The organism is Desulfovibrio sp. SGI.169, from assembly GCF_050313595.1.
In the GTDB taxonomy this organism is placed as follows: Bacteria; Desulfobacterota; Desulfovibrionia; order Desulfovibrionales; family Desulfovibrionaceae; genus Desulfovibrio.
Genome location: NZ_JBNPLS010000034.1, coordinates 1 through 20,208, shown reverse-complemented (window position 1 = coordinate 20,208; position 20,208 = coordinate 1). Strand labels below are relative to the sequence as shown.

Here is a 20,208-nt window from a genome sequence, read left to right as displayed (position 1 = left end):
TGACCTGGCCGCCCAGGCGCAATCCCTTACAGGGCTGATTCAGGAGTTGAAAAACTCCTAAAGCTCTCAGGGAGTTTCCCCGCTGATTGTCAAAGGGCGCGCCCTCTTCCCGAGGGTGCGCCCTTTCTTTTCGGCCTGAAGCGGAATCAGAGAGCATTGACTGTGAAAAAGCCGGGCGCTCCGGCTGCCGCGAGGGCGCCGCCCGCAAAGGCGGCGCGCCCCGCCGCATGTTCCGCCCCGGCTTACGCCATGGAGGCCAGGGGTTCGCCGTAGTAGGCCTTGCGGTACAGCTCTTTCAATTCCGCAATGAGCGGATAGCGCGGATTGGAAACCGTGCACTGGTCGTCAAAGGCCTGTTCGGCCAGTTCATCCAGCTTTTGCAAAAAATCGGCCTCCGCGATGCCGGCGTCGCGCAAAGAAAGGGGAATGCCCACATCGCGCTTGAGAGCCTCAATGGCCCGCACCAGACGGGCCGTTTTTTCCGCGCGGGCTTCAGGCCCGTCGCCCTCCACATCGTCGGCCAGGTGCAGCATGTCAGCCATGCGGGCATAACGGCCCTTGACCCAGGGATATTTGTACTGGGGCAGCATGCCCTGCTTGGTGGGGGCGTCAGTGGCGTTATACTCGATGACATAGGAAAGCATGATGGCATTGGCCAGCCCGTGCGGCAAATGAAAATAAGACCCCAGCGTGTGCGCCAGAGAATGGCAGACGCCCAGAAAGGCGTTGGCGAAGGCCATGCCCGCTATGGTCGCCGCGTAGTGCATCTTTTCACGCGGGATCAGCCGTTCCTCGCCGCCGGCATAGGAACGGCGCAGATACTTGAACACCAGGCGCACGGCCTCCATGGCCTGACCGTCGGCGAAATTGGCGGCCAGAGTGGAGGTATAGGCCTCAATGGCGTGGGTCAGCACATCCAGGCCCGCGTTGGCAACGAGCGAGGGGGGCAGATCCATGACAAATTCCGGGTCCACAATGGCCATGTCCGGGGTCAGCGCGTAGTCGGTCACCGGGTATTTGACGCCGGTGCGGCTGTCGGTAATGACGGCAAAGGGCGTCACCTCCGACCCTGTGCCCGATGTTGTGGGAATGGCCACCATCACGGCCTTCTTGCCCAGGTTCGGGAAAGAAACCACCCGCTTGCGTATGTCCATGAAACGCAGGGCGATATCCTCAAACCTGATCTCCGGCACCTCATAGAGCAGCCAGATAATCTTGGCCGCATCCATGGGAGAGCCGCCGCCCAACGCGATGAACATATCCGGCTGAAAGGCGTTGACCATGTTCAGGGCCTTTCTGGCCGTGGCTATGTCCGGATCGGGCTGAACATCGGAAAAAACCCGCACTTCCATGCCCAGACTTTCAAGCGCCTCGCTGACTTTGCGCACATGCCCCAGTTTTTCCATGGTTCTGTCCGTAATGATGCAGGCCCGGCGGCGATCCTTGTACTCCTCCAGGGCCGGGCTCAGTGCGCCGAGCTTGAAATAGATTTTGGGCGGCACGCGGAACCAGAGCATATTTTCACGGCGGCAGGCCACGGTCTTGATGTTCATGAGATGCTTCACTCCGATGTTTTCGCTGACCGAATTGCCGCCCCAGCTGCCGCAGCCCAGGGTCAGGGACGGCGCCACGCGGAAGTTGTAAACATCGCCGATGGCCCCCTGAGAGGCAGGCATATTGATCAGCACCCGCCCGGTGGTCATGGTTTCTTCAAAAACCTGAATATGCTCCGCATTGCTTTCGCGGGTATAAAGCACCGAGGTGTGCCCGGCCCCGCCCAGCGATACCAGACTCTGGGCCGTATCCACAGCGGAGGGGAAATCCGGCACCCGGTAAAAGCCCAGCACGGGCGAGAGCTTTTCATGCGCGAAAGGATCGTCGGGCCTGACCGCCGCGCGTTCGGCAATGAGCACCTTGGTCGTCTCCGGCACGCTGATGCCGGCCATGGCCGCAATGCTCATGGCGGACTGTCCCACAATGGCGCTGTTCAGCGCGCCGTCCACAAAGAGGATTTTGGCCAGGGCCTCGCTCTGCGCCTCGTCGGCGAACCACGCCCCGCGCCTGAGGAACTCCTCCCGCACGGCGTCGGCAATGCCGGCTTCGACCACCACGGTCTGTTCCGAAGCGCAGATCATGCCGTTGTCAAAGGTTTTGCTGAGCAGAATGGAATTGACCGCCATCTTGACATCCGCCGTGGCGTCGACGACCACCGGCGTATTGCCCGCGCCCACGCCGATGGCCGGCGTGCCGGAGCTGTAAGCCGCGCGCACCATGCCCGGTCCGCCGGTGGCCAGAATCAGATTGACGCCGCGATGGCTCATGAGGTGCTGCGTCAGCTCCAGCGATGGCTCTGCCAGACAGTCGATGAGATTTTCCGGGGCGCCGGCCTCCACAGCGGCCCGCAGGATGACCATGGCCGCCGCCCGGGTGCTGTTCTTGGCGCGCGGATGCGGGGAAAAGATGATCCCGTTGCGGGTCTTGAGGCAGAGCAATGCCTTGAAAATGGCCGTGGATGTGGGGTTGGTGGTAGGCACGATGCCCGCCACCAGGCCCAGGGGCGCGGCTATTTCGCGATAGCCAGAAACAGGGTCATCCTCAATGATTCCGCAGGTTTTACTGTCTTTGTACTTATTGTAAACGTATTCCGAGGCAAAGTGATTCTTGATTACCTTGTCCTCCAGAATGCCCATGCCGGTTTCCGCCACGGCCATTTTGGCCAGAGTGATGCGATTGGCTGTGGCCGCGGCCGCCGCATGATGAAAGACGGCATCCACCTGTTTCTGATCATAACGGGCGAAAAGCGCCTGCGCCGCGCGCACGCGCTCAATCATTTCATCCAGTTGCTGAATGGCTGGGGTCATATATGCCTCTATCTTTGTGGTTCAGGGGTTTTGCGGCAAGCTGTTTACAGAGCGCTTCGCTTTCGGAGTCGCGGCCCGCAAAGCAAACGCGCCCGCGCCGGCGCGATTGCGAGCCACGCGAAGGGGCAGCCGCTTTCGCGGGCGACGGCACATTCGCGACATGAAATGCCCTCTGCACATGCGCATCATGCCCCGCCTCGGCAAGAAGCGCAAGAGCCGCCCGGCGCATGTGGAGCTGGCAAAACGGTGGCGCTTACCGGCAAAAAGACGGAATAAACGCACAGGGAGAGGAAGCGCCGCATCGAAGGCCTGAGCCGAAAGGCAAACGTCCGTGGATGCAACTTTCATGGCATATGAGGCCTCACAGCCAGCCCGCTGGCCCGGTGAGGCGTGTCCATGAAGGAGATGCGGCACATCTTGTCGCATGCCCGGATGACGACGCCAGATCGCTATGGCCGGCGTACCGGCGGGACAAGCGCAACATGGCGGCGGCCCTTGATCGCTTCGATGAAAAAAAGCCGGAAAGGCGATCCCCTTTCCGGCTGACACGAAAAAAACGATTTAGCGCAGATTTGACGCACAAACGCAACTCGTTTTTTTGAAAGGGATTATTTTTTGTATAACCCCTGAAATTTCTGGTGGGCAGTACAGGACTTGAACCTGTGGCCCCCGCCTTGTAAGGGCGGTGCTCCACCAGCTGAGCTAACTGCCCGTAAAATGCAACCCGCTATAGATATGGCAGGGGGCGCTTCCTGTCAATGCGAGGAGTTTGCGCCGAGCTTCAGCGGTCTGCCGGCCAGCGCCTTCATATCCTCGGCCAGTTTTAGTCTGAGGGCTTCGGCCCTGGCGCTCTCCCGCATAATCGTGTCCACCTGGCGGCTGTGTATCAGCAGATAGCCCAGCAGACGGGTTTTCAGCAGCGTTTCCGCGGCGCTGAAGCCCTCGGCCACTGCAAAAAGCGAATCGTCCTTCACATCGGCGCGAAAAGCGTGACCCTCCAGCAGCGAGGCCAGCATTTGGGCGCGCAGGCGGCGGCGCTCGCGGTCGGCCGCGCCGCCCTTGAACTGAAAGTTCACGAAGTTTTCATGGCTGTCCTCTCCGGCCAGGCATTCCACCGTGCAGAAGTGGTAGCCGTAGCGCGCCTGAAGGATCATATAGCGGTCGCCGATGATGAAGAAGTTGCGCTCCGCCATAGCGGTGGGCGCGGCACTCTCCAGCTCTGGATTCATGGCGCTTTCAAAAACCAGGCTCATGAAGCCCGCGGCCCCGCTGCCGGGCGGGCCGGCCCAGGGAACGGCCACCATCCCCTCCCAGAGCGCCAGCATGGGCGCGCTGGCAATTTCGGACAGCTCCACCACCGGGCCGCTGACAGGACGGGTGAAGCCGCCCCCCATGTCCACCACCCAGTACTGAAGCTTGACGCCCGCCTTGAGCTGTTTGCCTATGCGCCGTCCGATGCCCGCATCATCCTCAAACATCAGGCGCACCGCCTTTTCATGACAGAAGCGGGTGATGTCGTGCAGGCTTCGGCAGTATTGGGGCGCGAATTCCGGCGCATCCGGCTCCAGCAGATGCAAGGGGGTCATAAGCCGCGCCAGGGCCTCCAGTCGCAGATACACAGGGCTGCCGGCCATGAGATTGGGCGGCGACGCCATGCGCGTGACCAACCGGGGCTGCCGGCCGGCCAGAATAACATTGCGATTCGCATCCAGCGTCACGTCGCCGGCGTTCTCCAGCAGGCGACAGGCGTCCGGCAAGCTGAAAATGGCAGGCAGGCGGTATTCCCGCGCCACGGAGGCCAGATGCCCGGCCATACCGCCGGTCTCGCTGACCAGACCCGATGCGCGCGACAGCAGGGTGGCCCAGCGGGGGTAGGCACGCTCCACCACCAGCACGCCGCCCTCGGGAAAGGAGAGCATGTCCGCCTCTTTGCGGGCCACAAAAACCGGCCCCATGCCCACGCCGGGGCTTACCGGCACGCCGCCGCCCGCCAGAACGGTCAGGCCCGCAGGCAATTCCGACGCCTGAGCTTCCTCCGCCCTGTCGGAACCGTCGTGAGCCTCGCGCAACGGCCTGCTCTGCAGCACCATGATGCGCCCATCGCCGGCCTCCAGAGCCCATTCCACATCCTGAGGCTCATTGTAATACTCTTCCAGCGCCAGGGCCACGCGGGCCAGCTCGGCGGCCTGCGTGTCGGTGAGGCTGGGCGCGGCCGTCGCGTCAGCCGGATTCCTTTCCAGCAAGCGCGGCGGATTTTCACGGCTGAATACAAAAACATCGGGGGTGACGGCCCCATCCACCACGGCCTGGGGCAGACCGGGCACGGCATTGAGCAGTACCCGCTCCCGCCCTCTGGAAGCGGCCACGGGGTCACGGCTGTAGGCCACGCCGCCCGCCCTGGCCCGAACCATAGCCAGCACGCCCACGGACATGGGGGCCGCGTCGTCTGGAATGCCGCGCTGATAGCGGTAGCTCATGGCTGTGACCGCATATTTGCTGGCCACGATTTCCTTCCAGACTTCGCGGGCCTCTTCAGGCGGAACATTGAGTTCCGAACGATACTGCCCGGCAAAGGTCACGCCCAGAGCGTCCTCGCCCACAGCGCTGCTGCGCAGGGCCAGGAGCAGGCCGTCGCCGGCGCGCTCCCTCATGGCGGCCACGGCTTCCGTGATGGCCGACTCCAGCTCCGGCGGCAGCGGCGCGGACAGCACACATTGCTGCAAGGCGGCGGACAAGCTGAACACCTCATCCAGGCTGCGCATGTCAGTGGCCTGAATGCGGCGCTCCAGCTCGCCGCGCAGGCCATTGTATTCCATAAAGCGGCAATAGGCGGCCACCGTCACCACAAAGCCGTCAGGCACATCCAGCCCCGCATTGGCGGCCAGCTCGCCCAGATTGGCCATTTTGCCGCCCACCTGGGGCAGATCGGCCAGGCGCACGTCGGTCAGAGGCAGAATCAGAGGCCCGCGCGCCGCATGTTCCGGCAAGGCCAGCAGGCGCTCCATGTCCCCCCTGATGCGTTCAAAAGCCTCCTGCAATGCGGCATAGCCATTGTCGGACAGCGCGTTCAGCTCACGCACCATGCGGAACACGGCAGTTACCGTGCGGGTGCTTGCGGCGCGCACATAGTCCATGCCGAAGGGTTTCGCGCCCGCAAGGCGTTCCTCCACATCGCTCATGGCTTCCAGAGCGCTTTTATTGGCCGAAAGCAGCCGCCGGAAACGCGCGCAACGCTCCCGCAGGCGCTTCTTGAACTCCTCCTCGCGGGCCTGTTCGGCGGGGGCCGGCGCGGAGGCTTTCCCGCGGTCCAGCCAGCGGCGCAAGAGCTTCAGCAAAGCCATATCAGACGGCGGAACGCGCCGCTTCCTCTATCTTGATGATCAGTTCGCTGATGGATACGGGCTTGAGCATATAGTCGTAAGCCCCCAGGTCCATACCCTGCACGGCAACGCCCATGCAGGCGTGCCCGGTGAGTAGAATCACCGGCAGCGCGGGGGCCCTGGCCTTCATGCGCCGCAGGGTTTCCAGACCGTCCATGCCGGGCATGCGCACATCCATGACCACGGCCTTGAACATCTCCCCGCCGTTTGCCAGGGCGGCGTCCAGCAGATCCAGAGCGCTTTGCCCGTCCTGGGCGGTGCTGACTGCCATGCCGCGCCGGGAAAGACGCTTTTCCATCAGTTGCAGGAATTCCGCTTCATCGTCCACAAACAACACACGCATAGGCGCTCCTGGCTCAAAAGGTTGATGCGGCTTTCGGCCATGCCGTCCGCGGACGGCACGGCTCAGTTCTCGGTGTCCTCTTCCCGCGGATTTTGCATGGGCTCAAGCGGCAGGGTGATGCAAAACGTGGCGCCCTGCCCCGGTTGGCTCCGCACCTCAATCCGGCCGCCCAGCTTTTCCAGAATGGTAAAGCAGATGGCCAGGCCCAGCCCCGTGCCCTCGCCCACCTTCTTGGTGGTGAAGAAGGGGTCAAAAATGCGTTTCAGGGTTTCCTCATCCATGCCCGGCCCGCTGTCCGTAAAAAAAATCCGCGCGCCCGACTCGCAGGCTTCGGTGCGGATGCGCAGGCTGCCGTCCTTGCCGATGGCGTCAATGGCGTTATCAATGATGTTGATGAAAACCTGCTCCAGTTGGGCCGGGTCTGACAGAATCACGGGCAGACGCGGATCAAACTCCCTGCTGATGACAATATTGCGGTTGGCGGCTTCGGTCTTGAGCATTTCAACAGCCTGATCCGCCAGGGAATTGAGCAGAATCTCCGTCCGCCCGGGGTTCATGCGGCGGCCAAAGCCCAGCATGCGCTGGGTGATGCCTTTGGCGCGCTTGACGTGTTGCTCGATCTTGTCCGTACTCTCCAGAATTTCCTGATAATTTTGCATGTTCTCCGGCTTTTCGTCCTCCAGCAGGTCGCGAATCCAGCCCGCGTTTTCCTGGATCAGCATCAGCGGGTTGTTGACCTCATGGGCCACACCGGCGGCCATCTTGCCCAAGGCCGCCATTTTGCTGGATTGTAGCATGCGGGCGTCGATATGGGCCTGCTTCTGGTCCGCGGCGGCCAGCGAGGCCACCAGACGCCGGGTGCAGAGCACCGCGCCCGCGGTGACCAGCGCGCCGCCCAAAAGCACGAAAAACAAAATCAGCACCTGAAGCTGGCGCAACGGTTGCAGGCTCTCGCCCACATCGTCCACCACCACCAGAACCCAGGGCATGGAGTCCAGCCGCATCATGGCCGCCAGCAGATTCTGGCCGCTCCCCTTGCCGGAGGGCACATTCAGGGGCATGGTCAGCATGCCGTTGCGGGCGGAGCTGAGCGGAGGCAGCCTGAATTTGCTCATGATGTCGCCATGATAGAGCGAATCAGTCTGAAGCACGCCCTGTTCATTGACCAGAAAGGCGTCGCTGTGCTGGCCGGAATAGACCCGGCGCAGGAGGGCGTCGATGGCCTCCATGTCAATGGTGGCGCGCATGATGTAGCTGCGCCCGCCCTCGTGCCGCAACGCCGCAATGATAAAGTGCGGCACATGCCGGTAGCCCATAAAGACGTCGCTGACATAAACGCCCTTGCGCAAGACCTCGTGGAACCAGGGGGTATCGGCGTAATTGGCCTCGTGCAGGTCATACGGCCCCACATAGGCCACATGCCTGCCGTCCATGCCGATGATGCCGAGGTCCACAAAGGAGCGGCTGTTGTTCTGCATAACGCTGAAAATCTCGCTCAGCCGGGCGGGATCGCTCAATTCGGCATAGGGGTGGGTAAAAACCAGGGTTTTGATCTGGGCCACCCGCTCCACAATAAAGGTATCCAGGGCGCGGTGCTTGCTGCTGGTCACGGCTTCCAGGCCCGCGCTGATTTTTTCGTCATAGATGGTATTGATGCGATCCAGGCAGAACAGGCCCAAGGCCGCCAGCGGCGTGAGCGCCAGCAGCAGCAGGGTCAGCAGCAGACGGCGGTGAATGATTTTGTAGCCCCTGTGCGGGGCGGACGACGTCACCGGCATGGGGGAACCTCCTGAGCGGCGGTTGCGGGCAGGGCGCGGCCCGTGAACAGCGCCCGGCAATGGGCGAGCATTTCCTCGCGCCGAGCGGCCACCTGGGCTGAATCCTGCATGATCATGTCCAATTGGCGGGTATGTATGGTCATGTACCCCACCACGGCCAGCAGGTGTTCGCCTTCTTCGATATCCATGCCCTCCAGGCGGGCGCTGACCGCATCGTTGCGCAGCACTGGCGCGAAGCCGAACTCCCAGAGCAGGTCGGCCACAAAACGCACCCGCAGGATGCGCCGCTCAATATTGGCCGCGCCGCCGCGCAACTGGAAGAGCAGATAATTTTCCTTGCTGCGCGCGCCCAGGCGCGCTTCCACCGAAACAAAATGAAAGCCGAAGCGCGAATGCAGGCTGCAATACTCGCGTGAAATCATAAAATAGTTTTTTTCAGAAAAATAGGCCGTCTGAGCCGCCGGATCCAGATGCGGATTGGCCGTGGCCTCAAACAGGACGGACAAAAAACCCTTGCCGTCCACAGGCGGCGGCCCCTGCCAGGGGTGGGCGTTCATGCCGCGCCAGAGGGCCAGCATGGGCCGCGAGGCGATCCGCTCCACATCAATGACCGGCCCCGTCGGAGTGGCGGTAAAGCCGTCGCTGAGGTTGACCACCCAGAACTGTTTGAGCACCGTGTCCCGCAGTTGCTTGACCCGCTGGGGCGCGTGCCTCTTTTCCGCCCCCAGAGCGAACATGGCGCTGACCGCCTTTTCATGGCAGTAACGGGCGATGTCGTGATAGGTGGCGCAGTTGACGGCCCTGAAGTCAGCGCTGTCCACGTCGATGGTCAGGGGCAGGATATGCGCGGCCGCGTGCTGAAGAATGCGGAATACCGGGCTGCCCGGCATGAAGTCGCGCGGTTTTGCGGCCCCGGCCAGCAGTTCATCCCTCTGGCCCTGGTACACGCTGCCCAGATCGGCGCAAAGAGTAATTTTTTGCCCCCTGGCCAACATGTCCAGAGCGCCCTTCAGCCCAAACAGGGCCGGTTTGCCAAATTCGCGAGCCAGAGAGCCCAGGCGGGAACCCGGCAGCCCGCGTTCGGCGATGACGCCCGCGGCCCGGTCCATAAGCGACGCCCAAAGATAGCTGTCGTCCGGCACGACCAGAATGCCGCCCTGCGGGAAAAGGCGCGCCTCTTCCCAGTTCCGCGCCGGCATGGCCGGGCCGCAGGCCCTGCCGGGATTGACCGTGACGCCCCCAGCCAGCAAAGGCGGCCGACCTGCCTCATCCGGCGCGGGCAAGGCGCCCGCGTCCGCCGCCAGCATCATGGGCCGCACCAGCAAAAGCCGTACCCCACCGCCGGGCACACGCACCCAGGTCAGGGAAAGCGGATGGCCTTCAGCCTTCTCCAGCGCCAGGGCCAGCTCCGCCACCCGCAGGGCCGTGGCGTCATCCAGCACCGGATGTTTCGGATCATGCGGTTCACGACAGCGCACCTCGTGCGGCGCGGCGCGGGCCAGGCGCAGCATGTCCACAGGCAAGGCGGAATATTCCATATCCTGCGGCAGCCCCTCGCAGGCATAAACATGCACATTGGCCCCGTGCGGCTGCAAGGGATTGCCCGTATGGGCCAGGCCGCCCCAGGCCCCCTCCTCCACAGCCAGGCAGGTCACGCAGACGCCCGCATCCGCCTCGGTGAGGCCGCGCGCGCGCCGGTAAATCAGGGCCTGCGCCCGCTGCTTGCGGGCCAGCGTGACGTGCAGGGCTTGCAGAATTGCCTCATCCGGCGCGTCCAGCGGCGCGGACGGCCCCCAGAGCAGCAGGCCGGGGTCCATGACGTTTTCCGCCGTGGCCGCGCTCTCCGCCGCGTCATCAGTCAGAGAGGCGCGCGGCCAGAGACGGCCCCGCAGCAAAAGGCGCATGGGGCGCTGACAGCGGGCACGCAGCGCCCGCACTTCAGTCAGCGCGGCTTCGGCCAGATCGGCGGGCAGGGGCGTGCTTTCCACAAGGCTTCCCAAACTTTCAGAGAGTTTGGCCAGATGCTCCGGGCCAAAACCGCCCGCCGCCTGAACCCGTCGATTGATCTCGCTTTGCAGCTCTCCGCTCTGAAAAAAATGCTGGCAGCCCGCCGCAGTGACGACAAAACCGGAGGGAACGACTTCGGGAAAGCGTTTGCGCAGGGCTTCCAGCCGGGCGGTGGCCGGGTCCACCAGGGCTTGCGCGTCCGCGTCGTCCAGATTTCCGCAACCCAGGGGCAGCGTCAGCGGGCCGAGCAGGCAGGATTCCGGCTCATAGACTTCAGCGGCCACAGTTTTTTGCAGTTCCGCGAAGCGGGCGGAAAGCGCCGGGCCGGGCGCCGGATCCAGCCGTTCCAGCTGCTGGATGCACTGAAACACCTGGGTGGCAACGCTGGTGCAGAGCGCGCGGACGCGATACAGGCCAAAAGGATGATCGCAGCAGAGCGTGTACTCCACCTCGGTCATGGTTTCCTGAAACTTGTTCCAGGCGGTGAGGAAAAGCTTGAAGGAATGGTGGCGCAGGGCAAAAAAGCGCTCGGCTTCGCTGGAATCAGCCGAAGCGGCGCCGGAATTTCTTTTTGTGGAGCGCGTGAGAAAACCCAATAGCCGGGAAAGGGACATGGCGACTCCAGGGGAGCTTCCGCCACAACGGACGGGTGGATGCGCGGGCCGCGCCGGGCTTGCGGGGCCGGACGCGGCGCATGTTTACTTTAGCACACCCCCCTTGCCGATTCAAGCGCCCACGGCGCGCCGGGAGAAAAGATGGACGACGCGCGGCTGCCGCCGCGAACGGCTCAAACCGCCGGCGGAGAGGGCATCTGCGGGGCGGCGACCGCAGGCTGCCCGGCCTGGGCCAGTTCGCGCATCTGTTGCATGCATTGCTCCAGAAACTGCGGGTCGCCCACATCCTGCCGAAGAAAAGCGTTGATGGCCGGCATGGCGGCTATGGCTTCGTCAATTTCCGCATTGCTGCCCTTTGCATACGCCCCGATATTGACCATATCCTCCACGCGGCGGTAAGTGCTCATGCGTCGTGTGATCACCCGCCCGGCCAGCACGTCCTCCCGCCGGCAGATATCCGAGCGCAGGCGGCTGATGGAACGCAGCACGTCAATGGCCGGGAAATGCCCCTGGTCCGCCAGATCGCGGGTAAGCACAATATGCCCGTCCAGAATGGAGCGCACAGAGTCGGCAACAGGCTCGTTGAAGTCGTCGCCATCCACAAGAACAGTGTAAATGCCGGTGATGGCGCCTTTGGCCGAGCGCCCCGCGCGCTCCAGCAATTTGGGCAGCTGGGCGAAGACCGAGGGCGTATAGCCCTTGGTGGTGGGCGGTTCGCCCACGGCCAGCCCCACTTCGCGCGCCGCCATGGCAAAGCGGGTCACGGAATCCATCATCAGCAGAACGTCCATGCCCCTGTCGCGAAAATATTCGGCCACAGCCGTGGCCGCATAGGCCGCGCGCATGCGCACCAGCGGCGACTGGTCCGATGTGGCGATGACCAGCACGGAACGGGCCATGCCCTCAGGCCCCAGGTCGCGCTCCATAAACTCCACCACCTCGCGTCCGCGCTCGCCGATCAGGGCGATAACATTGACGTCCGCCTTGGTATAACGGGCCATCATGCCCATGAGCGTGGACTTGCCCACGCCGGAACCGGCCATGATGCCCACGCGCTGGCCCTTGCCCAGCGTCAACAGGCTGTTGATGGAGCGCACGCCCACATCCAGGATGTCAGTAATGCGCGGACGTTGCAGGGGGCTGGGCGGATCGGCGTAGATGGGAACCAGATCGGGACGCCACTGGCTTCGGGCCATAGTCGCCCATTCAGGGGTAAAGGGCGCCTGCATTTCCATCTGGCGCTGAAAGTCGGCCTGACCCCGCTCGCCCGCGGGCAGGGGCGATGTATAAATTTCCGCGTTCACGGGCGGCCCGGCGTCCAGCGGCGTGCCGAAGGCGTCAAAAGCCCTGCCCAGCAGATCGGGCCCCACGGGAAAAACCGGCGGCAGACTGGTGTTGCGAATGAGACTGCCGGGGCGAATGCCGCGCATGTCTCCATAGGGCATGAAGAGCAGGTTGCCGTCGCGAAAGCCCACAACCTCGGCGGCGACGCCCTCGCTTTCTCCGTCGGGCAGCATATGGCAGACAGCGCCCAGAGGGGCGCGCAGGCCGCCCCCCTCGGCCACCAGGCCCACCACCTTGTTGACCTTGCCGAAAAGGCGGATGGGATTGCTGGCGCGCAGAAGTTGCGAACAGGCGCGCGGGTCCAGTTTCATGCCCTTTTCACCTCCGGCCCGCCCTAGCGTCTGCTTGCAAAAGTAGACGCTGCAAAACCCGCAAGGGCTTTGCGGCGGCGTAGCCGCCGTGAGTGAGCGAAAAACCACGTTTTCTCGCCAACGATCCCGCAAAAATTCTTCGCGGAATTCCGCGCGGAATTTTTGCAATGAGACACTAGCTGTTGCCCGCGCCGGGCAGAAAGCCGCCGCCGGCAAGCACTTCGCGCTGATTCTCATGCTCCAGGGGAAAAAGCTCTTCCTCCAGCTCAGCGAGGCTGGGATTTTCCTTGCGCGGCGCGTCAAGCACGGCTGCCGCCGTACCCTCATAGCCGTCAGCCCCGGATGCGGGCTCACGGGCCACAGCGGGCGCAGCGCCGGCATCAGGTTCGTCATCTCCCAGAGGCGGCAGCCAGGCCTGCGGCATAGCCTCATTCTGACTGTCTTTTTCCGCTGAGTTTTCCGCCGCGAGAGACTCCGCCGGTACGGCCCCGTTCTGAATATCCCGTTCGACGGGGGAAACGGAAGGCGCGAGAGTTTCGGCCCGCGCAAGGGGAGCGGCATGGGGCGCGGAGGCTTCGGCCGCGGACGCGGAAGCTTGCGACGTAACGCCGGCGGAGTCCGAAAGAGAGGCTTCCTCCGCGCCGGCGCTTTCAGCAAGAGGCGGCGCGGCCTGCGGGGGCGCATCCGCCAGGTTTGAAAGCGGCGCGTCCGCCGCGTTCAGCGGCATGTCCGACTCTTCGCCGGGCGCGGCAACGGCCCCGCCATCTGTCAGGCTTTCCGGCTCGAGAACGTCAGGCGCGATTTCGGGCGCTGCCTCGGGCGCAAGGTCGGACGCGCTCGTCGCGGGCGGCTCCGGCACAGGCGACAGGGCGGCGATTCTTTCAACCTCGCGCTCCACCAGTTCATGCACGGCGGAAGAAGAAGCCTCCTCACTCTCGCTGACGGGCAGAGCCAGATGAACCAGCACGCCGTCCACCAGTTCCCGAAAGTGCTCGCGGCGGCAATCCACACTGCCGCTGACGCTTTCCGCCACCAGGCCGCCGCGCTCCACGCTCGCGTCGCCGTTGACGATCCATTGCTTGAGCTCAGGCACGCGCTCGCGCGCGGCCATAAACATGTCGCCAACCGCCGCCTCGTCTTCAGGGTTGACGCGCACCGTCACAGTGGCCCGGTCTTCCAGCAGGCTCACAGCCTCCAGCACCAGAGAACGCAAAACGGCATTGTGCTCTTTGCCCAGCAGCCAGCCCGTGCCCGCGGCAACGGCCGTCTGAACCAGTTCCACCAACTCTTCGCGCCAGGAGTCGCTGATGGTCTTTCGCTGGGCGTCAACGGCGCGCAATACCGCAGCCAGGGACTGCCCCAATTCCGCGCGAAATTCTCTCAGCTCGGCCCCGGCCTGCTCCATTCCGGCCTGAAAGCCCTCGCCGTGGGCCGCTTCGCGGATTCGCCCGGCCTCTTCACGCGCGGCCTCAGCCTTGGCCAGCGCGGCGGCGGCCTGCTCATGGGCGGCGGTTCCGGCGGCCTTGAGGGCATCGCTTTCGCTGATCAGCTTTTGACGCTCTGCCTTGATTTCGGCCCTGGCTTCTTCCAGCACTTTCTGGCGTTCGGCATAGGCCGCGCCGAGAATTTCGCGCGCCCGCTCAGCCGCCCTGGCCCGCACCCGCTCCAGATAGTCTTCCTGCCGCTCCCGCTTGAGCTGTTCGCGGCGCATGGGCTCCTGCATGGCGTCCAGTTGCTCCACGGTGGCTTCGCGCTCCCCCATGAAGATGGTGCCCCATTTTTTGCGCAATTCTTCTGACGCCATGACCGCTTCCCGAAGTTACAATTGAGTCCGCAGCAAATCTGATTTTTGGCTCATTCACGGCGCTTTCCGCACCGTGCCGGACTCTCGTCCGGCATGAAAAATCATTTCATATGCATCATGCGGTGACTTCTAAACAAAAACCTCGCCCGCTCCCCGGCTGACCACCACCTTGTTTTCGGCTTCCAGGCGGCGCACAATTTTGACGATATTCTGCTGAGCGGTTTCCACGTCGGAAAGTTTGGTGGGCCCCATGAATTCCAGTTCTTCACGGATCATGTTGCCCGCGCGTTCGGACATGTTCTTGAAGAATTTTTCCTTGAGATCGTCGCTGGCGCCGCGCAGGGCCAGGGTAAGGTCTTCGTTGGAAATTTCTTTGAGCAGCTCGCGCACGCCGCGGTCATCAATATTTTTGCAGTCTTCAAAGACGAACATGAGGTTGCGGATATCCTCGGCCATCTGGGCGGAATCCTCCTCAATCTCGGAGAGCACTTCCTCTTCCGTGGCGCGATCCACAGCATTGAGAATTTCAGCCACGGACTGCACGCCGCCCACCTTTTTGCCCTCTTTGCCGCCCATGGCGATGAGCTGACTGGTGAGCACCTTGTCCACTTCCATGAGCATGTCTTCGGGCACGGACTCCAGTTTGGCCAGGCGAGTGAGCACTTCGGCCCGCACGCCGGCGGGCAGACTTGTCAACAAATTGGCGGCCTGATCAGGGTTGAGATGGCCCATGATCAGCGCCAGGGTCTGGGGATGCTCGTTGCGCAGTATCTGCGAAAGCAGGCGGGGGCTGACCGACTCCAGCTCCCGGAAAGGCGCGGGGCCGGTATCCAGGCTCAGGGAGTCCATGACGTACTTGGCGGTTTCAGGGTCCAGATTTTTGACCAGCAGGCGTTTTACGGCATCGCTGCCGCCGGCGATCATGTCCACGCCGTCCACCAGAGATTCATGGAACTCGCGCAGCACTTCCTCCACGGTTTCCCTGGGCACGGGCTCCAGCTCCACGATGGCTTTGGAAACCTCGGCTATTTCCTGCCGCTCCATGCGTTTGAAGACGTCGGCCGTAAACTTGTCGCCCATGGCGAGCAGCAGCACGGCAATACGCTGATGGCCGGTCAACTCCATCCCCTCCACTCCTTGCTCGAACGCGCCCGCGCCACGGCGGACGCGCGGTTTCTTGCGTTACTTGTCCGTCAGCCAGCGCCGGATCAGATGGACGGCCTGATCCATATGCTGTTCCGTAAACCGGTAGAGGCGCAGTTTCAACTCCTCCACCCGCTGATTGGTTTCCCTCTGGGCGTGCCGCAGGGCCTTGAGTTCCGCCAGGGACGGAAGGCGGGAAGCGCTCCCGCCCCCGGAAGGCAACGCCGTGAAATCAGACCTTTGCTGTTTCATCGTTTCTCATCCAGCCGCGCACCAGAGTCACCACCTGTTCCATATGATTGTCGGACAAGGTGACTATATGCGCTTTCAGTGCTTCAATATCCTTGAACACCAGTTCGTCGTCATCTTCCTGATCAGGCTCTTCCTCGTCGGCCTTGGCCGCCTCCTCCAGGGCTTCGTACAAGGCAAGCTGCTCTTCGGCGGCGGGCAGGCCCTCCAGACCTTCCACCATTTCGCCGGCCTCCACCTTGGGCCGGATCAGGGCAAGCACCACAGGCCGCACGATCAGCATCAGGAAGAGGAAGGCCAGCAGGGCATTGAGCAGCGGTTTGCCCAGGCGTTCGGCGTAATCGGCCAGCAGGTCGGCAAAATTGGGCTCTTTGGGCGGCTCCGAATCGTTGAAGGGAGCGGAGCTCACCTCCAGCAGGTCGCCACGCCCCTTGTCCAGCCCCACGGCATTGGAGACCAGCTGCCGCACGCGCTCCAGCTCTTCCGCCTTGCGGGGCACAAAGGACCATACCCCGTCAAGCTTTTCATACGTCCCGTCAATGATAACCGCAACGGTCAGGCGGCGCAAATCCCCCACATTGGCAACAATCTGCTGTTCTTCCTTGTTGATTTCATAGTTGGTGGTGCGGGTTTCACGGGTGCCGTTCTGATCCGACACCGAATCGGTGATGCCGTCGCCGCGAAAGTTGGCGTCCGGCGCGCCCGCCTCGAGATTGGCGCGGCCCTGCTGACTTTCCTCGCTGCGCTGTTCGCTGCGCACGGCGGTTTTTTCAGGGTCAAAAAGTTCCCGGCGAATGGTCTTCTGGCTGAAGTCCATGTCAGCATTGACCTTGGCGATGACCCGCCCCGGCCCGAACAGGGGTTGCAGCATTTCCTCGATGCGCCGCTCCAGATTGCGCTGCACCTGAAGGCGATGCTCCATCTGGGTGCTGGTGGTTCCGGCCAGGCTGTCCTCTTCCGGCTGGTAAAGCACCTTGCCGCCGTTGTCCGTGATGGAAACATGGCTTTTGTCCAGACCTTCCACGGCCATGAGCATCATGTTCAGGATCGCGTTGATTTCTTTCTGGTCGGGCTTGCTGTTGGGGTTGGTCAGCTTGAGCACAACGGAGGCGGAGGGGGACTGGCGCTCTTCCACAAAAAGACTGCGCTGGGGGATGACCAGGTGCACGCGGGCGCTCTCCACACTGGGAAATTCGCTGATGGTGCGCGAAAGTTCGCCCTGAAGCGCGCGGGTGTAGTTGATTTTCTGCACAAAGTCCGTTTGGCCCACCTTGACCTTGTCAAAAATTTCAAAGCCGATGCCCTGCCCCACCAGGCCGCCTTCGCCGGCGATCTTGATGCGCTGGTCATAGACCACTTCTCTGGGCACCATGATGGTGGCCCCGTTGTCAGCCAGCTGATAGGGAATCTTATCGGTTTGCAGAGCCTTGATCACATGGCTGGCGTCTTCCGCGCCCAGATTGGAATAAAGCACGCGGTATTCCGGCCGGTTCAGCCAGATGGAGAGGCCGATGACGGCGGACAGCAGCGCCACCGCGCCGCCGGCCACGGCCACGCGCTGGATCATGCTCATTTTGTTCCAGAAGCCCCTGATAATTTCCACAAAATTCGTAAAGAAAGCGGGCATGACGTTTCCCCTGGTCTTGTCTCTGTCTTGCCGGCAACAGGCCGGATGCTCCACTCAGTAAGCAATTGCCATGCCACTCTTCAACATATCGAAATAACATATTATTTTTGCAAATATAAAAACGTCGCGGCCTCGCGTTCAAATTTGTGACACTGCCTGAAAACAGTGACTCCGCGCCAACCGCGGACAGCGCCGCCAGGCCGGCTTCGTTGCGCGTTCGCCCAGCACCTCCCTGAAGCGCGCGCCCTCAGGGAAGACCGCGCGCCTATCACAGGCGGGAACACGACGGGGCCAGAAAGGCGCGGCCTGCGCGCATCGGCAATCGCGCCCCATTTTCTCCCGCGGGACTTGTGCCGACATTCATTCCCAGGGAGGGGCATCATCCTCCCAGGCGGATGCCGCGCCTTGAATGTCAATGATATCGGCAAGAGGTACCCTGACGCCGTCCGCCATGACAACGCGCGCCTCGGGCTCCATAAAGGCATCCACAACGCCCGTCAACGTGACATAGGCGCCCCCGTCCTTCTTCGCGTCCCTGGAAAAATACGTCACGCTGACCACATGGCGCGCGTCCCGCTCTTCAAGCAGCCTTTGCAGGCGTGAGGTCAATATGTCACGGCTTTGCTCATCAAGCTCAATTTTTTCCAGGGTATGCCTTTCCACCTCCCTGACGGCCTCATGATGTCCGGTCAGAGCGGCAAAGGGGGAAAACTGCGCGGCCCTGTCCGCCATGGACATGCGCGGACGCACAGCGGAAACATGGCGCGGCAGGCGGATAATGTCATCGTATTTTCCGCTCATGCCTTGTGCCCGCCGATTTGCCTGTTGCGCTCCATCGCGGTTGCTCCATCCTGAAAGCTCATGCCCTTCAGGATGGCGTTTTTGCCATACCTGTTGCGAATAGCAAGCACAGCCTGCTGTCGCCTTCTTTCCCTTTGCAATGCCCCCTGCTCCTCACGCCTCGCCTGAGAGGAAGCGTCTGTGAGCAACGAAAGCTGCTCCATCCGCGCGGGCGCCTGACCATATTTTTCCTCAATCACGTTGTTGGCGGACAGCGTCACTCTGCGCACCAGCAGGCCCCTGTTCACAATGCGTTCAAAAAGGTCAACCACCGCCGCGCCCAGCAGACTGGCGGAAGATGTATGCCCCTTCAGGTTCATCGTGCCATGCGCGTGTTTCGGGGTCATTCTGCCATAGCGGTCTGTGCTGATCTGCCCGTGATACTCGCAATCTTTCTTCGCATCTGTCAGATTGGAACTGTCATAGCCCACGGTTAGTACAAGTTGATTGGTCACAAGCCGTTTGTTCAGCAGTTCAAGGGCCAGCGCATCCGTCATTTCCCGCACAACCAGCCGCGCCTTCTCAAACCCGTAGGCTTCATGCAGCACCTGCCCGGAGCAGATGCTGCTCGAAGCGGGCCTGTACGCCTTGATGTCAGCAATGCCGCAGGGCTCCCAGCCCCAGGCGTGGTCTATAAGCAATTCAGCGTTGACGCCAAAAAGCCGGTAGAGCAAATCCTCACAATGCAGCGAACAGCGGGCAATGTCGCCCATTGTTCTGAGCCCGTATGCTTCCAGCTTTTTTGCATAGCCCTTGCCCACCCGCCAGAAATCGGTAAGCGGGCGATGTTCCCACAGAAGACGGCGGTAGGACATTTCGTCAAGTTCCGCGATGCGAACCCCGTCCTTATCCGGGGGCATCCTTTTGGCGACAATATCCATAGCCGCCTTGCAAAGATACAGATTATCCCCGATTCCCGCCGTGGCGGTAATGCCTGTTGTTTTGAGAACATCCCTCATTATGGTCATGGCAAGCTCATGCGCCGTCTTCTTGTACAGGCCGATATAGCTTGTTGCGTCAATAAAAACTTCATCTATTGAGTATACATGAATATCTTCTGGCGCGATATACTTCAGATAAACACTGTAAATCAATGCGCTGCGTTTGATGTACAGAGCCATTCTCGGTGTGGCCACGAGATAGGCAATGGCTGTATCCGGCCTGTTCTGAAGGACGGTACTGTCATATGATTCTGAACTGAAGGCGTAATTGGGGGCCTTGCGCCTGCGCCGCTCATTTTCTTCGCGTATCTTCCGCGCGACTTCAAACAGCCGCGCGCGTCCGGAAATTCCGTAAGATTTGAGCGAAGGCGACACGGCAAGGCAGATGGTCTTCTGTGTGCGGCTCTCATCGGCAACGACCAGATTGGTCGTCAGAGGGTCAAGCCCACGCTCCAGGCACTCAACAGAGGCATAGAACGACTTGAGATCAATGGCTATATATGTTCTGGATGACATGAACTGGGCATTCCGCCGCGACGGCAGCGCAATACGCACAAAATGCGTATTCCACGCCATGCCGTTCAACTGTTTCTAAATCCGATATGTAACTATATTATAGTAATAGTCAAAACCTATCTGCGACGTGCCGATGGTTCTGTCAACAATATGAAAATTTGCCTGATCCATCAATGGCCTGTTATCTTGCAACGGCAGCGTCGCAAGATAGTAATGGGCCTCATCGGCTATTCTGCCGGAATGGGCAATGGCATAGTCTATAGCGTCTATGGGGGAGATCATGACAGAAACCTCCTGCCGCCACATGATATTTTTTCAACGCTAGCAAAAAAACGCGATCACCGCTACCGGTCCGCTCCAGCATAATCTTCCTGCGATGTCGCCCGCAGGCAGCGTTTTGCCTGAAGCCTGAACACGCAAAAGGGAGCTTGCATAGTTTGAGCATGTCAC

Annotated in this window: 13 protein-coding genes and 1 tRNA gene; all 14 read right to left on the bottom strand. The window is 61.9% G+C overall.

Going from position 1 to position 20,208, the window contains the following annotated elements; genetic code table 11:
- Positions 1–242: 242 nt before the first annotated feature.
- The 14 genes from adhE to ACQRA4_RS12215 all read right to left on the bottom strand — a co-directional run bounded on the left by adhE (position 243) and on the right by ACQRA4_RS12215 (position 20,040).
- Positions 243–2,861, bottom strand: coding sequence for a bifunctional acetaldehyde-CoA/alcohol dehydrogenase (gene adhE, locus ACQRA4_RS12280; protein WP_427823365.1), 2,619 nt, complete (start codon positions 2,859–2,861; stop codon positions 243–245).
- A 636-nt stretch (positions 2,862–3,497) separates the two neighbouring features.
- A tRNA-Val gene (locus ACQRA4_RS12275) sits at positions 3,498–3,573 on the bottom strand.
- Positions 3,574–3,616: 43 nt separating this feature from the next.
- Entirely contained in the window at positions 3,617–6,202 is a 2,586-nt protein-coding gene (locus ACQRA4_RS12270) for a PEP/pyruvate-binding domain-containing protein (RefSeq protein WP_427823364.1), read from the bottom strand.
- Between the two features lies 1 nt (position 6,203).
- Positions 6,204–6,584, bottom strand: a complete 381-nt coding sequence (locus ACQRA4_RS12265; protein WP_427823363.1) for a response regulator — start codon at positions 6,582–6,584, stop codon at positions 6,204–6,206.
- A gap of 62 nt (positions 6,585–6,646) precedes the next feature.
- Positions 6,647–8,362, bottom strand: a complete 1,716-nt coding sequence (locus ACQRA4_RS12260) for a sensor histidine kinase (RefSeq protein ID WP_427823362.1) — start codon at positions 8,360–8,362, stop codon at positions 6,647–6,649.
- A complete protein-coding gene (locus tag ACQRA4_RS12255) occupies positions 8,353–10,983 on the bottom strand; it encodes a PEP/pyruvate-binding domain-containing protein (protein WP_427823361.1) in 2,631 nt (876 codons plus the stop codon). Before ACQRA4_RS12255 ends, ACQRA4_RS12260 begins: the two co-directional genes overlap by 10 nt.
- Before the next feature lie 173 nt (positions 10,984–11,156).
- Positions 11,157–12,638 carry a FliI/YscN family ATPase gene (locus ACQRA4_RS12250; RefSeq protein WP_427823360.1) on the bottom strand — a complete coding sequence of 494 codons (1,482 nt, stop codon included), beginning with the start codon at positions 12,636–12,638 and terminating at the stop codon, positions 11,157–11,159.
- A 175-nt stretch (positions 12,639–12,813) separates the two neighbouring features.
- The gene (locus ACQRA4_RS12245) at positions 12,814–14,442 is read right to left on the bottom strand and encodes a FliH/SctL family protein (protein WP_427823359.1); all 1,629 of its coding nucleotides are present in this window, start codon (positions 14,440–14,442) and stop codon (positions 12,814–12,816) included.
- 129 nt (positions 14,443–14,571) lie between these two features.
- The gene (fliG, locus tag ACQRA4_RS12240; RefSeq protein WP_427823358.1) at positions 14,572–15,567 is read right to left on the bottom strand and encodes a flagellar motor switch protein FliG; all 996 of its coding nucleotides are present in this window, start codon (positions 15,565–15,567) and stop codon (positions 14,572–14,574) included.
- A 57-nt stretch (positions 15,568–15,624) separates the two neighbouring features.
- Complete coding sequence (locus ACQRA4_RS12235) at positions 15,625–15,837, bottom strand: flagellar M-ring protein FliF (RefSeq protein WP_427823357.1); 213 nt, start codon at positions 15,835–15,837, stop codon at positions 15,625–15,627.
- A complete protein-coding gene (gene fliF, locus ACQRA4_RS12230; protein WP_427823356.1) occupies positions 15,818–17,461 on the bottom strand; it encodes a flagellar basal-body MS-ring/collar protein FliF in 1,644 nt (547 codons plus the stop codon). Before fliF ends, ACQRA4_RS12235 begins: the two co-directional genes overlap by 20 nt.
- Before the next feature lie 360 nt (positions 17,462–17,821).
- Positions 17,822–18,262 carry a hypothetical protein gene (locus ACQRA4_RS12225; RefSeq protein ID WP_427823355.1) on the bottom strand — a complete coding sequence of 147 codons (441 nt, stop codon included), beginning with the start codon at positions 18,260–18,262 and terminating at the stop codon, positions 17,822–17,824.
- Positions 18,259–19,758, bottom strand: a complete 1,500-nt coding sequence (locus ACQRA4_RS12220) for a nucleotidyltransferase (RefSeq protein WP_427823354.1) — start codon at positions 19,756–19,758, stop codon at positions 18,259–18,261. The genes ACQRA4_RS12225 and ACQRA4_RS12220 overlap by 4 nt, the downstream gene beginning before the upstream one ends.
- 75 nt (positions 19,759–19,833) lie before the next feature.
- On the bottom strand, positions 19,834–20,040 hold the full coding sequence (locus ACQRA4_RS12215; protein WP_427823353.1) for a hypothetical protein: 207 nt from the start codon (positions 20,038–20,040) through the stop codon (positions 19,834–19,836).
- Between the last annotated feature and the right edge of the window lie 168 nt (positions 20,041–20,208).